We start from the raw sequence: 18502 nt of genomic DNA on the forward strand, positions 1-18502 counted from the left end.
TACCTACATACAATGCGCCGAATAAGATTAAATGGTAATAAGTCATAATTCGAATCAGTCGTTCTTGGCCTGCAGCGAGAAACAAACCGAGCGTAAGCCAGAACCAACCATTAAATGGTAGTTCGAATTTTGTGGGTGGAAAATCTCCAGAAATATCTATTTGATCAACGTCTACATTTTCAATTTTCACAATTGAATTATTTTCAATAATTGATTCAATATGGGGGACAACTATATTTTGGATAATCATAGATTGAATCGGCCGAAACACCCCAATGTAGAGGACAGAAATCCCTGACAGAATAAGTATCAACCGTTTGATGGCGCTAATAGATCTTGATCGCTGATGGTTGTCCATAAATACCAAAGTGTGAGTACAATTGGATAAAAAATGAAATAAGAACTATAGGTATGCACCTGCTCCCACCAATTGGGAATGTAGTAAATGGATAGGGCAAATATCATGATTCGAAAAACATTGGCCACAATAAGTAGGGCAATACCGCCAGCTAAAAACATAATCCTTTTGTAAATGTTTCCTCCCGGATATGCGATAATAAATCCTATATAGAGGCCAATTAATTCTAATCCATTACATCCATTTTGGATTTCAACCCCATTGGTGCCGGTTACAGCTAAAATTCGGGAATCCGAATATATTTCCCATCCGAAAACATTGAGCAAACTTCCTGCTAAGCTTACGCCGGAATAACTTAAAAACGCATCCAATCGGCCGTCCGGCAAAAGATAATAATCGTAGAGAAGATACCAAATTACATATACCCCGCCCGCCATAATCAGGAATCGTGTTAAGGGAGATATGTGTTTTGTTTGGTTCCGAGCATCCATGGTGATTGCTATTTTACATGAGGAATGATTCCAGTGTCAATAAAATAGTCATAGGTTTCTTCTTGCCGATAAGTCTGAAATATCCTAAAGTCTCATCTAGTAATTTTAATTCATGAAGAGGATAACAAATGAATTTCTTGAAAAAATTTATCATAATTAGTCTATTGAGTTTTGGCAGTCTATGGGCTCAACAGACGATCATCCATGTCGGTACAATGTTGGATGGCAAATCAAAAAATGCTGTAACCAAAAGATCCATCATCATTGAAGATGGAAAAATCGTTGACGTGATACGCGGTTATGCCAAGGGCGGTGAAAATGACAATGTTATCAATTTAAAAGATGCCACAGTCATGCCCGGTTGGATCGATATGCATGTTCACATGTCTGGCGAAATGAATCCAAAAGCATACGGCGAAGATTTTTATATGAATATTGAAGATGTGGCTTATCGTGCCATCCCTTATGTAGAAAAAACTCTCATGGCCGGATTCACCACCGTTCGGGATTTGGGTGGCGAAGTAATGCTTTCCACCCGTGATGCAATCAGAGCTGGCTATATCAAAGGTCCTAGAATTTATGCGGCAGGAAAAGCATTGGGCACAACGGGAGGTCATGCCGATCCCACCAGTGGATTGAATCGTAAGCTTCAGGGCGATCCGGGTCCATTAGAAGGTGTAGTCAATGGTACTGATGATGCACGAAAAGCTGTCCGTCAGCGTTATAAAGATGGATCGGATTTGGTGAAGATTACAGCAACCGGCGGTGTGTTAAGTGTGGCAAAAAATGGACAGAACCCCCAGTTTACAGAAGAAGAAATTCGTGAAGTGGTAAAAACAGCAACGGAATATGAAATGTTTGTTGCGGCTCATGCTCACGGAATCGAAGGTATGCAGCGCGCTATCCGCGCCGGTGTACGAACGATAGAACATGGGACTCTTATGGATAAAGAAACAGCCCGCCTAATGATTAAACACGGCACCTATTATGTGCCTACAATTAGCGCCGGTGAATTTGTTTATGAAAAAGCTAAAAAGCCCGGTTATTTCCCGGAGATTATTCGTCCAAAAGCATTGGCGATCGGTCCCGTGATTAAGAAAACTGTAGAGATGGCATATAAAATGGGCGTCAAAATTGCTTTTGGGACGGACTCCGGAGTGTCGCCCCATGGGGATAATGCAAATGAATTTCGATTTATGGTAGAAGCAGGGATGAAACCAATAGATGCCATTAATTCTGCCGGAAGCGTTGCTGCCGAAGCATTAGGTGCAGATGATATTGGTCAAATCAAAAAAGGGATGCAAGCGGACATTGTGGCTGTGTCGGGTAATCCACTGAAAGATATATCCATCATGAGTAATGTGACTTTTGTTATGAAAGGTGGTGTGGTTTATAAATAACCACGATGTAAATAAAAAAATGTTATAGGGGTCAGTCATGGCTGACCCCTACGTTTTATTTCATTAAACTATAGGGCGGAAAGCGTCCCATAACTGTTCGGAACGGTCCACGAAATTCTCTTGATCTTGTAGCGGGAGTTTTGGTGAATTCCAGTTCCCATACCATTTTGAATTCCTCTAAACTGCCCGGGTCTAATCCATATTCCCATTCAAACCATTTCATGCAATGGGGTTCACTTTGGCACATGTCAAATTCGTTTGTCAGTACTAGATCATCGCCTTCAATTTTATAGGTATAAGCCACTTGGTAAATCCAGGTGCCTTGTCCTACTCCCGGATCTCCTGCATCCACCCAAACATCTTCATAGCTGTAAGTGACGAATAAGGTATCGCCTTCCAATTCCCATTCAGCAATGGTTGAATCGGTATAGATATGGTTCCATCCGGAAGAATCGTAGGGATCTTCCCAGGTATAGATTTCAACCCAGCGACCGTCGTCCTCAATATTAATTGACCAAGACCCATAATCAAAGGATGTATCACCTTTATAACTAAAAATTTCTGTTGGTGTATTGGCAGGGATGTCAATGGTCGCATGGGTTAATGTGCCTCCCATGGAAAAAGATGTGCTGTCGTCAATCGAAAATATTTGATTGGGGATATTCAATGATTTACCATCAAATGTAAAATCAATTTCATCCCGTATTTCGAAATATTCGCCGTTATTATAGTAAAAACCGATATAGTCTGAATACCAATCTCCATAAAAAGTATCGTAAGTACCGGTGCTGTCATTCCAGTAGATCTCGATTGAATCGCCGTATTGATGAGAAAAATTATCCATGTAGGCAGCAATCATGGGTTTATCCATTTGATTGCCAAAATCGTACCAGTTGTAATTGGACAGAGAAACGCCTGCCTGACCCGACTCTTTATCGAACCAGCCGTGCATAAATTTTATTTCATCTTCTATTACACCAGAAATGGTGATTGCCCCTTCTGAATCGGCCATACGGTCGATCAATTCTTGGTTCGAATTGGTGGTTACCACCATGGACCAATTCCAAGCGTTCAAACTATGGCCCGCAACATCATCCACAGATTTCCCCGCTGTATGGCGGTTCAATGTCTGGGGCATATACCAAGTGCCTAATAGTTCATTTTCAACGGAAGCTTCTTTCTCGCAGGAAAGGAGGCCGAAGGATAAAGTGAGTATTCCAAAAAGGATTATTAGTTTTTTCATGAGAATTTTCCCCGTAAGGTAATTTGGTTGAAATTAAGCATAAATGGACTAATATGCCCGTGATAGAAGTCACTAAAATCGGATTTATATAGTTTATAAAGGCACCATGTCATTGATTCTGAGGGCTTCAGGGTCGCATTACTACACTTTATTACTTACTTTGATAGGCGTTGTAGGTTTCTGATAATACCCAACAGGCCACTTAACACTAGAAATGCTGCTGCCAGTTTTAAGTTATTACTATTTAATTCAGTGCCGGCAAAATAAATGGCAATTGCTGATAGCGTATAAAAGACAAATCGCAATATTCTTAAAAAACTGAATTCATTATAATCTTTGGTCATAAATACTCCATAATGTTTAAATAATTAAGTTGGAATATTATGATTATTATGGGAATCTAATACATGATTAAATTAATTTTTCTTAATTAAAGTGATAGAAATCACAACAGTAAAAGTTTTGGGATTGGTTTTTATTTTTAGTTATTAATCATGCGGTGCCACAAATCCGTTGGTAATTTTTGAAACCAGTTTAGCGAATTCAATGGTTGTTCTATCCTCAAGGTATGGGCCCATGGCCTGCATGCTGATGGGGAGTCCTGCTTTTGAAAGTCCTATTGGAATATTGGTAGCCGGGAGTTGAGCGCAATTGGCTAGTCCCGCCCAAATACTGATATCTGTATAATTGCGATCTTCGCCATTGACTTCTAATCGCCGTGAATGAAAATCCGCCTGATGATCATGGTCAAAGGCGGGACATACAGTTGTGGGACAAAGAATCACGTCAAAATCGTTAAAGAAAGCTTCCCATTGCTGTTTTATTTTTAGGCGCTTTCCATTAGCAGAGAGCCATTTTGAATGGGAAAGGAGTGAATTGCGAATTTGGTTTGCCCGGGGAGATTGATCTTCCGGGTCCAAATTTTTAATAGCAATTTTCATCTCATCAATGATATTTTTTGGGAATCCCGTGGCAATCACCGGCCCCAAAAGTTGGCCAAAAATATCATTATTATATTCTAAAGAAAAATCCGGTTGCGCTTCTTTTATTATTGCTCCAAATTTTGCTATTTGGTCGGCGGTATTTTGAATCAGATTACCTGTTTCTGAATCCACTCGGCAGTATGAATCATCCAGCCAAAGTCCGATTTTAAAGTCCGATAATTGTTTATGGCGAGCTGGCGGCAGTTCCAATTGCCATCCTTTGGATTGGCTTTTCACAGGCCCGGCCAGCACATCCATCATGAGCTCAAGGTCGCCTGCGGTACGGGCCAAAGGGCCAACGACGGACAATGTATCCTGACCGGCAGTGGCGCCCGGAGGTGGTGGCAAGTGACCATTCATGGGGACAATTCCGTGGCTGGGCTTGTGGCCATAAATACCGCAAAAATGGGCGGGGACGCGGATGGAGCCACCAATATCACTGCCTAATTCCACAGGCGACATACCACTGGCAACAGCTGCGGCAGAACCACCGGAAGAACCACCCGGTGTTTTGGTTATATCCCAGGGGTTATTGGTGGTGCCGTAAATATCGTTGAAAGCCTGCCAGTCAGAAGAAAAAATGGGCACATTGGTTTTGCCGAAAATGATGGCACCCGCGTCCACTAGTCTTTGAACAGATTCAGCATTGGTTTTTGGGATGTGATCTTTCCAGATAGGGGCGCCGCTGGTGGAAAGCACGCCTTCAACTCCAAAAGCATCTTTCACTGTCATGGGCAAACCATGGAGTGGCCCCCATGATTCTCCCTTGGCAAGAGCTTCATCGGCCGTCTTGGCGCGGGTCATTGCCCGATCAACATCCAACTGAATCACCGCATTGATCTTTGGATTCAATTGGGCGATACGGTCTAGGAGTTCTGTCAAAACTTCGGCAGATGATATTTCTCCCTTTTGGATCGATGCTAATATTTGAGTAGCGGATTGAAGCATGGTTGATTTAATAAATCTTCTCGTTTAGAACAAGGAGAAGATAGGGGGATTGGAAAAGAGATGCAACGGCCTCCATGTCATTGTAGATTTACCTTTAAATTCAATTAAATGTGGAACGGAATAAAGATGAAAAGAAGTATTATTTCAATTAGGGTATTTTGCATTATTCTTGCAATGTCTATTGGATTTGGGCAGCTATCCGCTGAAAAGGAGAAATTGGTTCTTCACTTTGGTTATGGCTCTAATATGTCTGAATCGTATATGCGCCAGTATACCCCAAGCTTAAAATATGTTATGAATGCTCGATTGCCTAATTTTGAGATTCAGTTCCGCAAATACTCTAAAAATATGGGTGGCGGCATTAGCAGCATTATAGAAAAGCCCGGCGGTATGATTTATGGCGTCATGTATTATATTACTAAAAAAGAAATGGATGCGCTGGACATTTTGGAAGATGTCCCCCTTGGCATATATAAAAGAGAAACTTTTCAAGTCTTGGGAGAAGATGGCAAATGGTATGGGGCGGATCTCTACCGAGTGACCAATCCTAAAGGTCCATATGAACCGGCAAAAAAATATTTAGACCTCATGATTGCCGGAGCTACGGAACATAATATTAATAAGGATTGGCTAAAAAAATTAAAACAGATGCGGGCCAAGTAAGATTAAAAATAAAAGAAGAATGAAAGCAATTTGGTTATGAAAAAAATATTGTTTGCTACCGCATTGATTTGGTTGGGATGCGAGAAAAATACTGTTTCAAAATCTAATTTAGCTTCAGCAGAAAAAATAATGGGTTTAGAATTTACTCGGTCCGAACGGGATTCTCTTTTGGATGGGGTAAATAACCGGATTTCTCAATTTGAAGAACTTCGTTCCCTTGCTTTACCTAATAATGTGGCGTTTCCATTGTATTATAATCCCCTCCCCGCTGGAATGAATCCACCTGTGGGCAAAGATAAATTTGACTTTAATGATACACCGACCGAAAGGCCTGAAATTATTGAAGCATGTGCTTTTATGTCCGTCCCACAACTGGCATATCTCATCAGAACAAAACGTGTTACTTCAGAAGAACTTACGCGTATGTATATCGATCGCCTTAAAAAGTATGGTCCTGAGTTGGAATGTGTAATAACCATTACGGAAGAACTGGCTATAAAACAGGCGCGTAAGGCAGATTTGGAAATTGCCAGAGGAAAGTATCGCGGATTGCTTCATGGTATCCCTTGGGGCGCGAAGGATCTACTGGCCGTTCCTGGGTATAAAACTACTTTGGGCGCGATTCCTTTTAAGGATCAAGTCCTTGATGAAAAAGCAACCGTGGTAGAAAAACTGGAAGAGGCGGGGGCAGTCCTTATTGCGAAACTGACCTTGGGCGCATTGGCATGGGGTGATGTGTGGTTTGGGGGCAAAACTCGAAACCCATGGAATACCGAACAAGGTGCCAGCGGATCGTCGGCAGGGCCCGGCTCAGCCACAGCGGCGGGACTGGTGGGCTTCTCCATAGGTTCAGAAACTTGGGGGTCAATTGTATCACCCGCAACAGTGAATGGCGTTACTGGGCTACGCCCTTCCTTTGGCGTTGTGAGTCGTGCAGGCGCCATGGCATTGAGTTGGTCCATGGATAAACTAGGACCCATGACTCGTTCCGTTGAAGGGGCCGCTATTATATTTGAAACGATTCGCGGCACAGATCAAAAAGATAGAACATTGGTAGATGTGCCTTTTCAATACCCATCTAAAAAACAATTGAAACATCTTCGAATTGGTTATGTTGCGTCTGCCTTTGAAGATTCAGTTGCTTCGGAAAATGACAAGGCAAGTCTTAAAATTTTAAAATCATTGGGGCTGGAATTGGTGCCCATTGAATTACCAGAATTCCCCGTAGAAGCATTATCTTTTATTCTTACGGCAGAAGCGGCAGCGGCCTTTGATGAACTCACCCGGACTAACAAAGATGATGAAATGGTGCGTCAGGTTAAAAATGCCTGGCCCAATGTTTTTCGAGATGCGCGCTATATCCCTGCAGTAGAATATATTAATGCCAACCGAGCGCGATTATTGTTGAATCAGAAAATGGCGAAGCTCATGGAAACAGTGGACGTATATGTTATACCATCTTTTTATGGCGACAACTTATTGCGAACAAATTTAACCGGTCATCCATGCGTTGTGGTTCCCAATGGATTCAATGAGAAAGGAACGCCAACAAGCATCAGTTTCATTGGTGATCTTTATGAAGATGGCAACGTATTGGCTGTAGCTAAAGCATATCAAGAGGTCACCGATTGGCATAAACAGTACCCACCAAAATTTAAAGTGAACCCATAAAATAAATTGACAATCAATAATAATATATCGAAAAACAATAAATTAACTATTGCAATAATATATTTATATTCTAAATTCCCGACCAGATTATGAATGCATAATGATAAAATCAATGTTTTAACTTTTTAAAGCATTCATAGTCAAACATTCAACCATATGGTTGAATGAGGGTTTTTTAGGGGAAATATTTTACAAGGAAACAAAATGCGAAAATTTATATTGATATCATTATTAACGATAACCAGCGTTTGCTTTGCTCAGCACGGCGGCGGGCGTGGCGGTATGTCTCAAAGACAAATGGATCCCAATAAAGTACCCAAGATTGGAATTGTTCACGGTACAGTGGTGGATTCTTCCACTGGGATGCCAATCCCTTATGCATCAGTGGCAATTGTCAATGTGCGCAGTAGCACTATTATGACTGGTGGTATTACCAATGAAAATGGTGAATTTGAAGTGAAGGAAATTCCTTTGGGTCGCCATAAGGTTGTTGTGGAATATATTGGATTTAAAAAACAGGAATTGGGGCCATTTACATTTATGCCCTTTGGTGGAAATAAAACAAAATATGATCTAGAAACTATACAGTTATCCCAAACGACGCTCCAAATGGCCGGTATAGATGTGGAAGGCGATCGACCGCTATTCGTCCAGACAGCGGAAAAACGAATATTCAGTGTAGAAAAGAATTCCCTTTCATCTGGTGGAACTGCCATTGATGCTTTAAGGCAGGTGCCCGGCGTAGAAGTAGATCCTGATGATAATATTAGCCTTCGGGGAAGCACCAAGGTAAATATTATGATTGATGGCAAACCTTCAATAATGGCTGGTGGTGACATTAAAATGCTCCTCCAAAGTATGGCTTCAGCCAATATTGCGGACATTGAGGTTATGACTAATCCCGGCGCCAAGTACGACCCGGAAGGCATGGCAGGCATAATCAATATTGTTTTGAAAGAAAATAAATTTGCCGGATTAAATGGAAATGTTAATTCCAGCGGCGACTCTCAAGGTGGAACCAATCTATCATCTCAAGTGAATTGGCGCACGACTACATTTAATACATACATTAATCTGGGTCTGAGAAATGGTGTTCGGGAAAGTTCTGGTGATTCATATCGAAAAATGACTTTCCCAACCTATGAAAATGTTTTGAATCAAATTAGTGCCGGTCAACGCGGTGGTGGAAGCGTCCTTGCCAAAACAGGTTTCGAATATTTTATGGATTCAAAACAATCAATAAGTTTATCGGCTAGTTTCAGTAATGGTGACCGTCTTAGAGATAATAAAGTAAATACCATTGAAACAGGTCCCGGTGAGATGAGATATTTACGAACTACAGATGGAAATAATAAATGGGGTGATTTCGCTTTGGCCCTGAGTTATGACCGAAAATATGATAACCCAAAACAAAAACTGAGCTCATTCATGCGTTATTCCGATGGATTAAATGATGGAGAAAATGAGTTCTGGACTACACCTGACCCCGGTTATGAAGAAGTGGTAAGGGTAAATCGCGCCTTGAGTGGTCAGGATGGAGAAAATACCAATTTTGAATTTAAGACAGATTATGTCCATCCCTTTGATGATGACAGCAAGCTCGAAGTCGGTGTAAATAGTACCATTAAGAAGCGGGGAGACACCCAACTGGCTTACATCTATGATGACGCGAAAAAAGATTTTGTCACTGATCCGGACTATGATAATGCGTTCAATTATAATGAAGATGTTCACGCCGCCTATATTCAATATGGGGGATCGTTGGGGATGTTTGGGATCAATGTCGGTGGCAGGTATGAAATGGTTACCATGCTGTCTGAATTAAAATCCACTAATGAATCATTTAAAAATCCATATAATAGCTTTTACCCAAGTTTATCCATTTCCGTGGGTGCACCTCAATTGCTGCAGATTCAAGCGAGTTATTCAAAACGGGTACGGCGCCCACGATCTCGTATGTTGAATCCATTTACGTCGCGGGAGGATGCCCGAAATATTCGTAAAGGAAATCCATTTCTGAAACCGGAATATACGGATTCTTATGAATTAAATTTTGGCCGCTATTCTAAGGGCCTTTCTTTAAGTCTTGGTGGATATTATCGTCATACAACAGATAAAATGCAGCGCCATAAAATCGTAGATGAAGATGGTGTTTCCACTGCTACTTACGCTAATATTGATGAGCAAAAAACGCAGGGGATAGAATATAGTGTTGTAGGTTCTCTCGGAAGAAAATTCAGAATAATGTTTTCAGGCAGCATTTATAAAGATGAGATTAATTCGGCCCTTTATGGTGAAGAATATGATAAAACTGCTACTGGACAGCGGATGCGTTTCACTGCCATGTGGAATATGAATTCAACTACAGAATTTATGTTTTTTATGTTTTATATGCCCGGCAGGGATATACCCATCGGCCGGATGGGATCCATGAACCATTCATCTGTGTCTATCAAAAAGAAATTCATGGATGAGCGTTTAAATCTTACTTTAAATATGGGTGATCCATTTAATCTGTCCGGGTTTAAATTTGAAACTTGGGGAGACAATTGGTATCAGGAATCCAATCGTAATTGGAATAGCCAGACTGTTCGATTAACCTTAGAGTATAGATTTGGAAAAATGGAAGACCGTAGTCGTTATAGCCGCCAGAGAGGTAGCCGAGGCGAAGGTATGGAAATGGAGTCCATGGAAATCCAATAATAATTATTAGTAGAGACGCATTACTATGCGTCTCTACTAATTTTAGTCTAAATTATATCATCATGAAAGGTGAATTATGAATTGGATAATATATGGTGCTAACGGTTATACCGGCAGGTTGGTCGTTGATGAGGCACTTAAAAAAGGACTAAAACCTATTCTGGCCGGCCGGTCCGAATCAGTAAAAGATCTTGCGAATGAAAAAGGACTGGAAGCGCAGGTATTTGATCTTTCATCCATTAGCGAGATTACCGAAAAATTATCCGGCATTTCTGTTTTAGCCAACTGCGCTGGACCATTCTCCCACACGGCGGAACCCATGATGCAAGCATGCATCAATTCCAAAACACATTATGTTGATATCACTGGCGAGATTTCTGTATATCAAACGGGTCATCGATTGGATGCTGACGCGAAGTCCGCTGGAATTGTGATTTGCCCTGGCGTGGGTTTTGATGTAATTCCTACAGACTGTCTGGCGGTACATTTAAAAGAAAAAATGCCCGATGCAACTCATCTTGCTTTAGGCTTTGCCATGAAGGGATCCAAACCCAGTAAGGGAACTGCAAAAACGGGCGCAGAGGGGATGTCCCTAGGCGGGCAAGTCCGGGAAAACGGAAAAATGAAATCAGTACCATTGGCATATAAAGAGCGTGAAATTGATTATGGTTTTGGACCCATGAATGCAATTACAATTCCTTGGGGAGATGTTTATACCGCTTATCAAAGTACGGGAATTTCCAATATAGAAGTTTATTTTCCACAGTCGTCAAAAGGAGCAGCCAAATTAAGGAAGCGCCAAAAATATATGAAATTAATGAAAATTAATTGGGTGAGAAAATTCGTGTTAAATCGGATTGATAAAATGTGGAAATCCAATACCGCGGCACAACGTGCTGAGGCCAAATCATTTATTTGGGGTGAAGTTAAAAATGCCAATGGAGATATTATTCAGGGCAGGTTTACCACGGTGGATGGATATGATCTCACTGCATCAGGAACAGTTGAAGTATCCCAGCATTTGTTGAAAGATCATGGCCAATCTGGATACTTTACACCGAGCAAATTAATGGGAAAAGAATTAATTAATAAAATGCCCGGATTCTCCGGGATTGAATACAAGTGAGGGAATAATGAAAATTGCCATTAAAGGAATCTTGGCTGTTATTGGTCTTCTATTGGCTTATTTATTATTTTGGCCTGTGAATGCAGATCCAGTGGTTTGGGAACCACCCGTGGGGCCAGAATTGTCTGGAGAATTTGAACCGAATGATTATTTACAGGATGCAGAAATCCTAGGATTAAATGATGGTATTGGCCCTGAAGATGTTGCTGTGGATGATTCTGGTAATATGTATGCCGGATATGAAGATGGTAGAATTATTAAATATGATGTATATGGAAAAAGCTTAGGTGTTTTTGCTGATACAAAAGGACGTCCACTGGGGCTAGCCTTCGATGCAGATGGGAATTTGATTATTGCTGATGCCAATAAAGGACTGCTTTCTGCGGATATTAACGGAAATTTGATTGTGCTGACTACAGAGGTCCATGGTATTCCTTTTGCCTTTACTGATGACGTTGATATCGGTCCTGATGGCAAAATATATTTCACCGATGCATCATCAAAATATGGGATTCATGACTACCGTATGGATCTAATGGAACATAGATCATGGGGACGATTAATTATGCATGATCCAAAGTCTGGGTTAACCGGAACCCTAATGGGTGGTCTCTATTTTGCCAATGGTGTTGCGGTTAGTCCCGATGGTGATTTCGTTTTGGTCAATGAAACATCAGCATATCGGATACAGAAATATTGGCTGAAGGGAGAAAAAGCAGGCCAAGCGGAAACCATTATGGAAAATTTACCAGGATTTCCTGATGGCATTTCTTCTAACGGAAAAGGAATATTCTGGCTAGCCCTGCCGGCCCTACGAAAAGATATTATTGATAATTTAGCGGGGAAACCATTCCTACGAAAAATGGTCCTGCGTTTACCGGAAACAGCACAACCGGCGCCGGATCGCCATGGGTTTGTTCTTGGTATTGACGGGAATGGGAATGTGATTCACAACCTTCAACATCCGTCACCTGAATCATTTTCGCCCATTACAAGTGTAGAAGAAAAAAACGGAATACTTTATTTGGGCAGTCTCACCTATCCCGGGTTTGCTCGAATCAGTGCGCCCGAATAATTCCGACGGCAAACTGGGTTAAGGCGGGAATCATATCTCCGAAAATGGCAAATCGTTTGTCTTGGGTTTGGCCTTTTAAAAAGCGGATATAGATTTGGGCCGCAATGCCTACCAATCGAAATAATCCCAAAATATGGTAAAAAGTAATTTCTGAAACATCTCGTCCGCTGGTTTCTGCATAGCGTTCTACCAGTTCTTTACGCGTAAGGAATGTATTATCCATAGGCATCATAGCCGATTGTTTAAAAAATGGCGGATCATCAGGATCCACCCAATAACAAAGTAAAGCGCCTAAATCAGCGAGTGGATCGCCAAGGGTACACATATCCCAATCGAATATGGCTTCAATCTTTCCTGGGTTATCCGATGCGAGCATCACATTATCCAATTTATAATCATTATGAACCAATACGGCTGGACCAGAAGATGGCATATTGTCATTGAGCCATTTGTGAATTTCGTCCATTTCCGGAATATCCGTATGTTTGGCCGCTTCCCATCGTTTATACCATCCAGCCACTTGCCTTTCAATAAACCCTTCTGGCTTCCCTAACGATTCAAGTCCAAGTGATTTATAATCTACTTTATGGAGTTTCGCCAATGCATCTGCCAAGGCGGTACTCATTTGCTGGCCAGCATCAGGGATGTCATCATAAATTGAGGGAACTTTTGTTCTAACTACGACTCCCGTATGACGCTCCATGATAAAAAATGGCGCCCCTACAATATCAGAATTGTCAGAGAATAAAAAGGCACGAGGGGCAAAAGGGAATGATTTGTGAAGGACAGATAATACACTGAATTCACGGCCCATATCGTGAGCGGATGGTGCCACCGGACCTAATGGCGGTCGCCTTAAAACATATTCATGAGAGCCATAATCCAAGTGGTAAGTGAGATTGGCCTTTCCGCCGGGGAATTGACGAACGGTGAGCGGCTTGTCAGATCCCTCTAATTTATCCTTGAGAAAATCCGCAAGTTTTTGTTCATCAAATTGTTCCTCCGATCGGACGGATATTGTATCGGCGTTATGATTCATATTTTTTCAGAATTCGCCGTGCCGCTGCCAATTTATGCACTTCATCAGGACCATCATAAATACGCGCGCCTCTTTCGTGGCGATACCAAAAGGAAAGGGGTGTATCATCTGTAATTCCCAATGCACCGTGGGTTTGAATGGCTCGGTCCAGGACATTTATCAACACATTGGCCACATGAAACTTGATAAGCGATATTTCGGTTCTGGCCGCAGGGGCACCTTTTTGATCTATCTTTTTAGCGCATGCCAAAACCAATAATCGGGATGCATCAATTTCGGCTCGCGATTCTGCGATCCAATTGCGGATAGCCGGTTGGTCAGCTAAAGTTTTGGCCGGTGTAATATTGCGATCAATCGCTCGCTGACACATGAGGTCAAAAGCCCGTTCACAAATACCAATCCAGCGCATGCAATGATGAATGCGTCCCGGTCCCAATCGTTCCTGAGCCAACCGAAATCCATCCCCTTCATTTTGGATTAGATTTTTTTTCGGGACGCGAACATTTGTGTAGGTCACTTCTCCATGGCTAAAATAACCCACGCCGGGCTCACCCATGACAGAAATATTTCGTACAATTTCATAACCAGGTGTATCCGTGGGTACAATGATCATACTGGATCGCCGGTGTTTTTTTTCATGGTCAGGATTTGTTTGTGCCATGACGATACAAAAGGCGGCACCATCTGCAGAAGACGTAAACCATTTCCTGCCATTGAGGACATAGTCATCTCCCGCCAATACGGCGGATGTCCCGAGCCAGGTTGGATTAGATCCAGGTCGGTCCGGTTCCACCATGCCAAAACAACTGCGAATTTCACCTGTCATGAGTGGCTTTAAATACGTATTCTTCTGCTGTTCACTTCCAAACATGGATAATAGTTCAATATTGCCAATATCCGGTGCTTGGCAATTAAAAGTATAATGACCCAGGGGAGAGCGGCCCAGAATTTCACTTACGGCCGCAAATTCCATAAAAGGAAATCCCATTCCACCATGTTCTTTTTTGAGGTAGGGCGCCCATAATCCTAGTTGTTTTACTTGGGAACGTTTTTCTTCTAATTTTGGCAATAGTTCATCAAACTTTTGATTGAGCAAAAGGGGCTCTATGGGAATCAATTCATTTTCAACAAATTTCCGGTATTGTTCTAAATAGTTTTTCATGGTTTTCCTTTAAATAGTTTGGCCGCCATCAATTGTAAATACTTCTCCCGTGGCAAATGAAGATGCGTCTGAAGCGAGGTAAAGGGCAATGCCGGAAATCTCTTCTGGCTCGGCCATCCGTCTTTGGGGGATTCCTTTGAGAACAGATTCATTTGCTTTTTCATCCATCCACAGGGCAGAACTAAATTTGGTTTTAATAAAGCCCGGCGCAATGGCATTCGCTTGGATATTGCTTTTGGCCAACTCCTGCCCAAGAACTTTAGTAAGCATAATGACGGCACTTTTACTGATGCAATAAATACCCATTCCAGGAAGAGCATGTTTCCCGGCGATGGAAGTAATATTGATAATTTTTCCGCCGCCCCGTTCAGTCATGGAGGGGACGCAGGCCTTAGCAACTTTATAATAACCCTTCACATTTACATCCCATATTTTATCCCATTGGGTATCATCAGAAGTAAACAAGGGACCGTAGTGAGGATTGGTGGCAGCATTATTCACCACAATATCGATGCCGCCAAATTTTTCTACAGCTCGTTCCACCATAGATTGGATGGATTTTTCATCCCCGGTGTGAACTGAAACCGCCAATACATTTCCGCCATTTTTAGACAGTGATTCGGCCGCTTCATCCAGATCTTTTTGGGTACGGCTTGCGATGATGAGATTTGCACCATGCTCTAAAAATTTTTCTGCCATGGCAAAGCCAATTCCCCGGGAGCCTCCGGTGATAAGGGCTACTTTACCGCTCAAGTCAAAAGAAGATGACATTTTTTTCTCCATTTATTAGAAAAGAAGTAAACTGAAATTGAGTGTTGATTCCAAGGGGATAATCAGACCAATTGATTGAAGGGCTATTCATGTATTATTTTCTAACCTATGGAAATAAGAATTAAATGAAGATTGCCCTAATCCAACAACATGCAGCGGAAGATATTGAAGCCAACATTCAACTTGGACTTGATAATTTAGATAAAGCAGCGGCGCAAGGCGCGGAGTTGGCTGTATTTGCTGAATTGGCTTTTACTCGGTTTTATCCACAATATTTGGCTGAGGGTGATGTGAGCCATTTGGCCGAAACGGTACCTGGTTCCACTACAGACAAGTTCATGGCCAAAGCAAAAGAACACAATATGGTAGTTGTAATCAATCTTTTTGAATTGGAAGATGGGAAGACTTACGATTCATCCCCGGTGATTGATGCAGATGGCACCTTATTGGGCACCACAAGGATGGTTCATGTGGCGGACTATGAATGTTTTTACGAAAAAAGTTATTATGCAGAAGGAGATCACGGTGCCCCTGTCTATGATACAGCGGTAGGAAAGATTGGTGTGGCTATTTGTTATGACCGTCACTATCCTGAATTCATGCGCGCTTTGGGTGTGAATGGGGCAGAAGTGGTGGTAATTCCACAGGCGGGTACAGTGGGCGAATGGCCCCATGGATTATATGAAGCGGAACTCCAAGTGGCCTCTTTTCATAATGGATATTTTTGCGCATTGGCCAACCGTGTGGGAAAAGAAGATCAAATGGAATTTTCCGGTGAGTCGGTAATCACCAATCCTGAAGGGCGTGTAATTGCCCAATCGCCAGCGGGAGTGGACCATATTTTAATCCACGATTTAGATCTTTCGGAAGTACCGAAATCGCACGCTAGAACCATGTTTTTCCGGGACCGTCGACCGGATATTTATCCACTAACCTAAATAGAATTATGCGAGAACATCCGAGACTTTATTCATTCCGACGCTGACCTTGGGCTATGCGCGCCAGGATGGCGTTATCCCATGCAAATATTTCCGTTGAACTTCGGGAGATACTATTATCCGATCGCCCTGCTGAGATTTATGCTATTTCACCCAAGGGAACGGTGCCAGTATTAGAACTCCCTGATGGGACAGTTATTGATGAAAGTTATGACATTATGCAGTGGGCTTTGGATCAAACACAGACTGATTGGATGGAAGTTAACTTGGATAATCAATTGGCCATGATAAAAGTAAATGATGAAGAATTCAAACCATGGCTCAATAAATATAAATATCACGAACAGCACCCGGACCATCCTATGAAATTTTACCAGGAAAAATGTGCGGAAATTCTCTTTACGTACGAGAAGATACTCACCATAAATTCGTATTTCATGGGAGAGAAAGTTCAGTGGGTAGACGTGTCTATTTTTCCATTTGTTCGTCAATTTGCCCATGTAGATTTGCCCTATTTTGAAACGATTTATCCATTATTAAATCGATGGCTTGAACGTTGGAAAGCATCGGAATTATTCCAATCGGTCATGAAAAAATACACACAGTGGCAGCCAGACCACGCGCCCCTCATCGTTTCATTCTCATCCTGATTTTGTTTTAATTTCTAACCGTGAAAAAGGAATTTTTATATAATAAAAAGAGTCGTGAAATTCTCACGGATGAACTTCGGCAGGAACCGTTCGAACGAATCACTTGCTCATTTTACCGCTATATCTCCATTGATGATCCACTCGATCTCAGGGATGAACTCTACCGTGATTGGGCAGCACTAAATGTCTTTGGTAGAATATATATTGCAACTGAAGGCATCAACGCTCAATTTAGTTGTCCCGAACAAAACTGGGATACTTTCAAAACCAATTTGGATTCCAATAAAACATTTAAAAATATGCCCTTGAAAGTAGCCCTTCAGGATGGGGAGTCTTTTTATAAACTCACCATTAAGGTCAAGGATGAGATTGTGGCTTATGGGGTGGGTGATAATGAATATGATATGAAGAAAATCGGCAATCATCTTACTGCGGAAGAATTCAATAATAAATTGGATAATGAGAATACAGTTATTGTAGATATGCGCAATTATTATGAAAGTGAAGTGGGACGCTTTGAAAACGCCATCGTCCCTGATGTTGATACATCCAGAGATCTTTTGCCGGAAGTGAAAAACTTGTTAAAAGGGCATGAAGCGGACGAAGTTCTGTTGTACTGCACGGGCGGAATTCGTTGTGAAAAAGCTTCCGCTTATTTGATTAATAGTGGATTTCAGCATGTGAATCAACTCAACGGCGGCATTATTCAATACGCCCACGATGTGAAATCTCAAGGGATGAATTCAAAATTTATGGGAAAGAATTTTGTATTTGATGCTCGCATGGGCGAACGTGTTACGGATCATATTTTAAGCGTTTGTCATCAATGCGGTGAAGCTGCAGACCAGCATTTGGATTGTGGAAACGATGCTTGTCATATTCTATTTATACAGTGTGAGGCATGTAACCAAAAATATGATGGTTGCTGTTCTCTCGAATGTCAGGCATTCGCCAGTCTTCCAATCGAAGACCAACGTGTTCTACGAAAAGATCCTGAAAAAGCGGTATCAAGAGCGCGTTATTCCAGTCGGATAAAACCAAAGCTGAACGAAATCGATCACTCGTAATTGGCATACCAAAATGGCCGGCGATAATACTGACGTAAGGGCCGACCGACGATTGCTGTATATGCCCAGCCAGCTAACCAAAAGGCAATCATTGCTGGTAAAATTATATTGATCAGGATTGAGAATATGCCAATCACGAATATGAAAGTAAACGGCAGGATGACCGCCATACTGATGTAGGGGTGGTTGAGCATGAATTGTTTAAATTTGTTCA

Annotated in this window: 18 protein-coding genes; 9 read left to right on the forward strand and 9 right to left on the reverse strand. The window is 41.8% G+C overall.

The window, feature by feature from the left end:
* Together HN459_01160 and HN459_01165 are read right to left on the reverse strand one after the other, a co-directional pair.
* Positions 1-358, reverse strand: a 358-nt coding sequence (locus HN459_01160; GenBank protein MBT3478051.1) for a hypothetical protein, incomplete at its 3' end; no start/stop codon positions are given.
* Entirely contained in the window at positions 310-795 is a 486-nt protein-coding gene (locus HN459_01165) for an archaeosortase/exosortase family protein (protein MBT3478052.1), read from the reverse strand. The genes HN459_01165 and HN459_01160, both read right to left, overlap by 49 nt.
* Positions 796-977: 182 nt before the next feature.
* Between HN459_01165 and HN459_01170 the strand changes: the two genes are divergently transcribed.
* On the forward strand, positions 978-2249 hold the full coding sequence (locus tag HN459_01170) for an amidohydrolase family protein (GenBank protein ID MBT3478053.1): 1272 nt from the start codon (positions 978-980) through the stop codon (positions 2247-2249).
* A 55-nt stretch (positions 2250-2304) separates the two neighbouring features.
* Here HN459_01170 and HN459_01175 read toward each other — a convergent pair whose 3' ends face one another.
* The 3 genes from HN459_01175 to HN459_01185 all read right to left on the reverse strand — a co-directional run bounded on the left by HN459_01175 (position 2305) and on the right by HN459_01185 (position 5423).
* Entirely contained in the window at positions 2305-3492 is a 1188-nt protein-coding gene (locus HN459_01175) for a hypothetical protein (protein MBT3478054.1), read from the reverse strand.
* 155 nt (positions 3493-3647) lie between these two features.
* The gene (locus HN459_01180) at positions 3648-3836 is read right to left on the reverse strand and encodes a hypothetical protein (GenBank protein MBT3478055.1); all 189 of its coding nucleotides are present in this window, start codon (positions 3834-3836) and stop codon (positions 3648-3650) included.
* Between the two features lie 144 nt (positions 3837-3980).
* The gene (locus HN459_01185) at positions 3981-5423 is read right to left on the reverse strand and encodes an amidase (GenBank protein ID MBT3478056.1); all 1443 of its coding nucleotides are present in this window, start codon (positions 5421-5423) and stop codon (positions 3981-3983) included.
* 126 nt (positions 5424-5549) lie between these two features.
* Here HN459_01185 and HN459_01190 point away from each other — a divergent pair, with 126 nt between their 5' ends.
* The 5 genes from HN459_01190 to HN459_01210 all read left to right on the forward strand — a co-directional run bounded on the left by HN459_01190 (position 5550) and on the right by HN459_01210 (position 12661).
* Complete coding sequence (locus tag HN459_01190; GenBank protein ID MBT3478057.1) at positions 5550-6086, forward strand: gamma-glutamylcyclotransferase; 537 nt, start codon at positions 5550-5552, stop codon at positions 6084-6086.
* A 36-nt stretch (positions 6087-6122) separates the two neighbouring features.
* Positions 6123-7757, forward strand: coding sequence for an amidase (locus tag HN459_01195; GenBank protein MBT3478058.1), 1635 nt, complete (start codon positions 6123-6125; stop codon positions 7755-7757).
* Between the two features lie 204 nt (positions 7758-7961).
* Complete coding sequence (locus HN459_01200; protein ID MBT3478059.1) at positions 7962-10460, forward strand: TonB-dependent receptor; 2499 nt, start codon at positions 7962-7964, stop codon at positions 10458-10460.
* A gap of 76 nt (positions 10461-10536) precedes the next feature.
* Positions 10537-11586 (forward strand): NAD(P)H-binding protein, encoded by a 1050-nt coding sequence (locus HN459_01205; GenBank protein MBT3478060.1) that lies wholly within the window; start codon positions 10537-10539, stop codon positions 11584-11586.
* A gap of 7 nt (positions 11587-11593) precedes the next feature.
* Positions 11594-12661, forward strand: a complete 1068-nt coding sequence (locus HN459_01210) for a strictosidine synthase family protein (protein MBT3478061.1) — start codon at positions 11594-11596, stop codon at positions 12659-12661.
* On the opposite strand, the gene HN459_01215 is transcribed toward HN459_01210, so the two are convergent.
* Genes HN459_01215 through HN459_01225 form a run of 3 tightly spaced genes read right to left on the reverse strand, consistent with a single transcriptional unit; the run spans position 12645 to position 15633 of the window.
* Positions 12645-13700: a phosphotransferase family protein gene (locus HN459_01215; protein ID MBT3478062.1), complete on the reverse strand. Its 1056-nt coding sequence runs from the start codon at positions 13698-13700 to the stop codon at positions 12645-12647. The genes HN459_01210 and HN459_01215 overlap by 17 nt on opposite strands.
* Positions 13690-14862 carry an acyl-CoA dehydrogenase gene (locus tag HN459_01220; protein ID MBT3478063.1) on the reverse strand — a complete coding sequence of 391 codons (1173 nt, stop codon included), beginning with the start codon at positions 14860-14862 and terminating at the stop codon, positions 13690-13692. The genes HN459_01215 and HN459_01220 overlap by 11 nt, the downstream gene beginning before the upstream one ends.
* 9 nt (positions 14863-14871) lie before the next feature.
* A complete protein-coding gene (locus HN459_01225; protein ID MBT3478064.1) occupies positions 14872-15633 on the reverse strand; it encodes an SDR family oxidoreductase in 762 nt (253 codons plus the stop codon).
* 125 nt (positions 15634-15758) lie between these two features.
* Here HN459_01225 and HN459_01230 point away from each other — a divergent pair, with 125 nt between their 5' ends.
* From HN459_01230 to HN459_01240, 3 genes are read left to right on the forward strand one after another with little or no spacing between them, the layout of a single operon-like run.
* Positions 15759-16571, forward strand: coding sequence for a carbon-nitrogen hydrolase family protein (locus HN459_01230; GenBank protein MBT3478065.1), 813 nt, complete (start codon positions 15759-15761; stop codon positions 16569-16571).
* A 56-nt stretch (positions 16572-16627) separates the two neighbouring features.
* Entirely contained in the window at positions 16628-17221 is a 594-nt protein-coding gene (locus HN459_01235) for a glutathione S-transferase (GenBank protein ID MBT3478066.1), read from the forward strand.
* Positions 17222-17241: 20 nt separating this feature from the next.
* The gene (locus tag HN459_01240; protein MBT3478067.1) at positions 17242-18288 is read left to right on the forward strand and encodes a rhodanese-related sulfurtransferase; all 1047 of its coding nucleotides are present in this window, start codon (positions 17242-17244) and stop codon (positions 18286-18288) included.
* On the opposite strand, the gene HN459_01245 is transcribed toward HN459_01240, so the two are convergent.
* Entirely contained in the window at positions 18279-18425 is a 147-nt protein-coding gene (locus HN459_01245; GenBank protein MBT3478068.1) for a hypothetical protein, read from the reverse strand. The genes HN459_01240 and HN459_01245 overlap by 10 nt on opposite strands.
* Between the last annotated feature and the right edge of the window lie 77 nt (positions 18426-18502).

The organism is Candidatus Neomarinimicrobiota bacterium (genome assembly GCA_018647265.1).
In the GTDB taxonomy this organism is placed as follows: Bacteria; Fidelibacterota; Marinisomatia; order Marinisomatales; family TCS55; genus TCS55.

Coding starts and splice junctions, on each gene's coding strand:
- HN459_01215 (MBT3478062.1), bottom strand. CDS start 13,700: ATGAATCATAACGCCGATACAATATCCGTCCGATCGGAGGAACAATTT.
- HN459_01180 (MBT3478055.1), bottom strand. CDS start 3,836: ATGACCAAAGATTATAATGAATTCAGTTTTTTAAGAATATTGCGATTT.
- HN459_01170 (MBT3478053.1), top strand. CDS start 978: ATGAATTTCTTGAAAAAATTTATCATAATTAGTCTATTGAGTTTTGGC.
- HN459_01235 (MBT3478066.1), top strand. CDS start 16,628: ATGCGCGCCAGGATGGCGTTATCCCATGCAAATATTTCCGTTGAACTT.
- HN459_01225 (MBT3478064.1), bottom strand. CDS start 15,633: ATGTCATCTTCTTTTGACTTGAGCGGTAAAGTAGCCCTTATCACCGGA.
- HN459_01210 (MBT3478061.1), top strand. CDS start 11,594: ATGAAAATTGCCATTAAAGGAATCTTGGCTGTTATTGGTCTTCTATTG.
- HN459_01175 (MBT3478054.1), bottom strand. CDS start 3,492: ATGAAAAAACTAATAATCCTTTTTGGAATACTCACTTTATCCTTCGGC.
- HN459_01195 (MBT3478058.1), top strand. CDS start 6,123: ATGAAAAAAATATTGTTTGCTACCGCATTGATTTGGTTGGGATGCGAG.
- HN459_01205 (MBT3478060.1), top strand. CDS start 10,537: ATGAATTGGATAATATATGGTGCTAACGGTTATACCGGCAGGTTGGTC.
- HN459_01165 (MBT3478052.1), bottom strand. CDS start 795: ATGGCGGGCGGGGTATATGTAATTTGGTATCTTCTCTACGATTATTAT.
- HN459_01200 (MBT3478059.1), top strand. CDS start 7,962: ATGCGAAAATTTATATTGATATCATTATTAACGATAACCAGCGTTTGC.
- HN459_01230 (MBT3478065.1), top strand. CDS start 15,759: ATGAAGATTGCCCTAATCCAACAACATGCAGCGGAAGATATTGAAGCC.
- HN459_01220 (MBT3478063.1), bottom strand. CDS start 14,862: ATGAAAAACTATTTAGAACAATACCGGAAATTTGTTGAAAATGAATTG.
- HN459_01185 (MBT3478056.1), bottom strand. CDS start 5,423: ATGCTTCAATCCGCTACTCAAATATTAGCATCGATCCAAAAGGGAGAA.
- HN459_01190 (MBT3478057.1), top strand. CDS start 5,550: ATGAAAAGAAGTATTATTTCAATTAGGGTATTTTGCATTATTCTTGCA.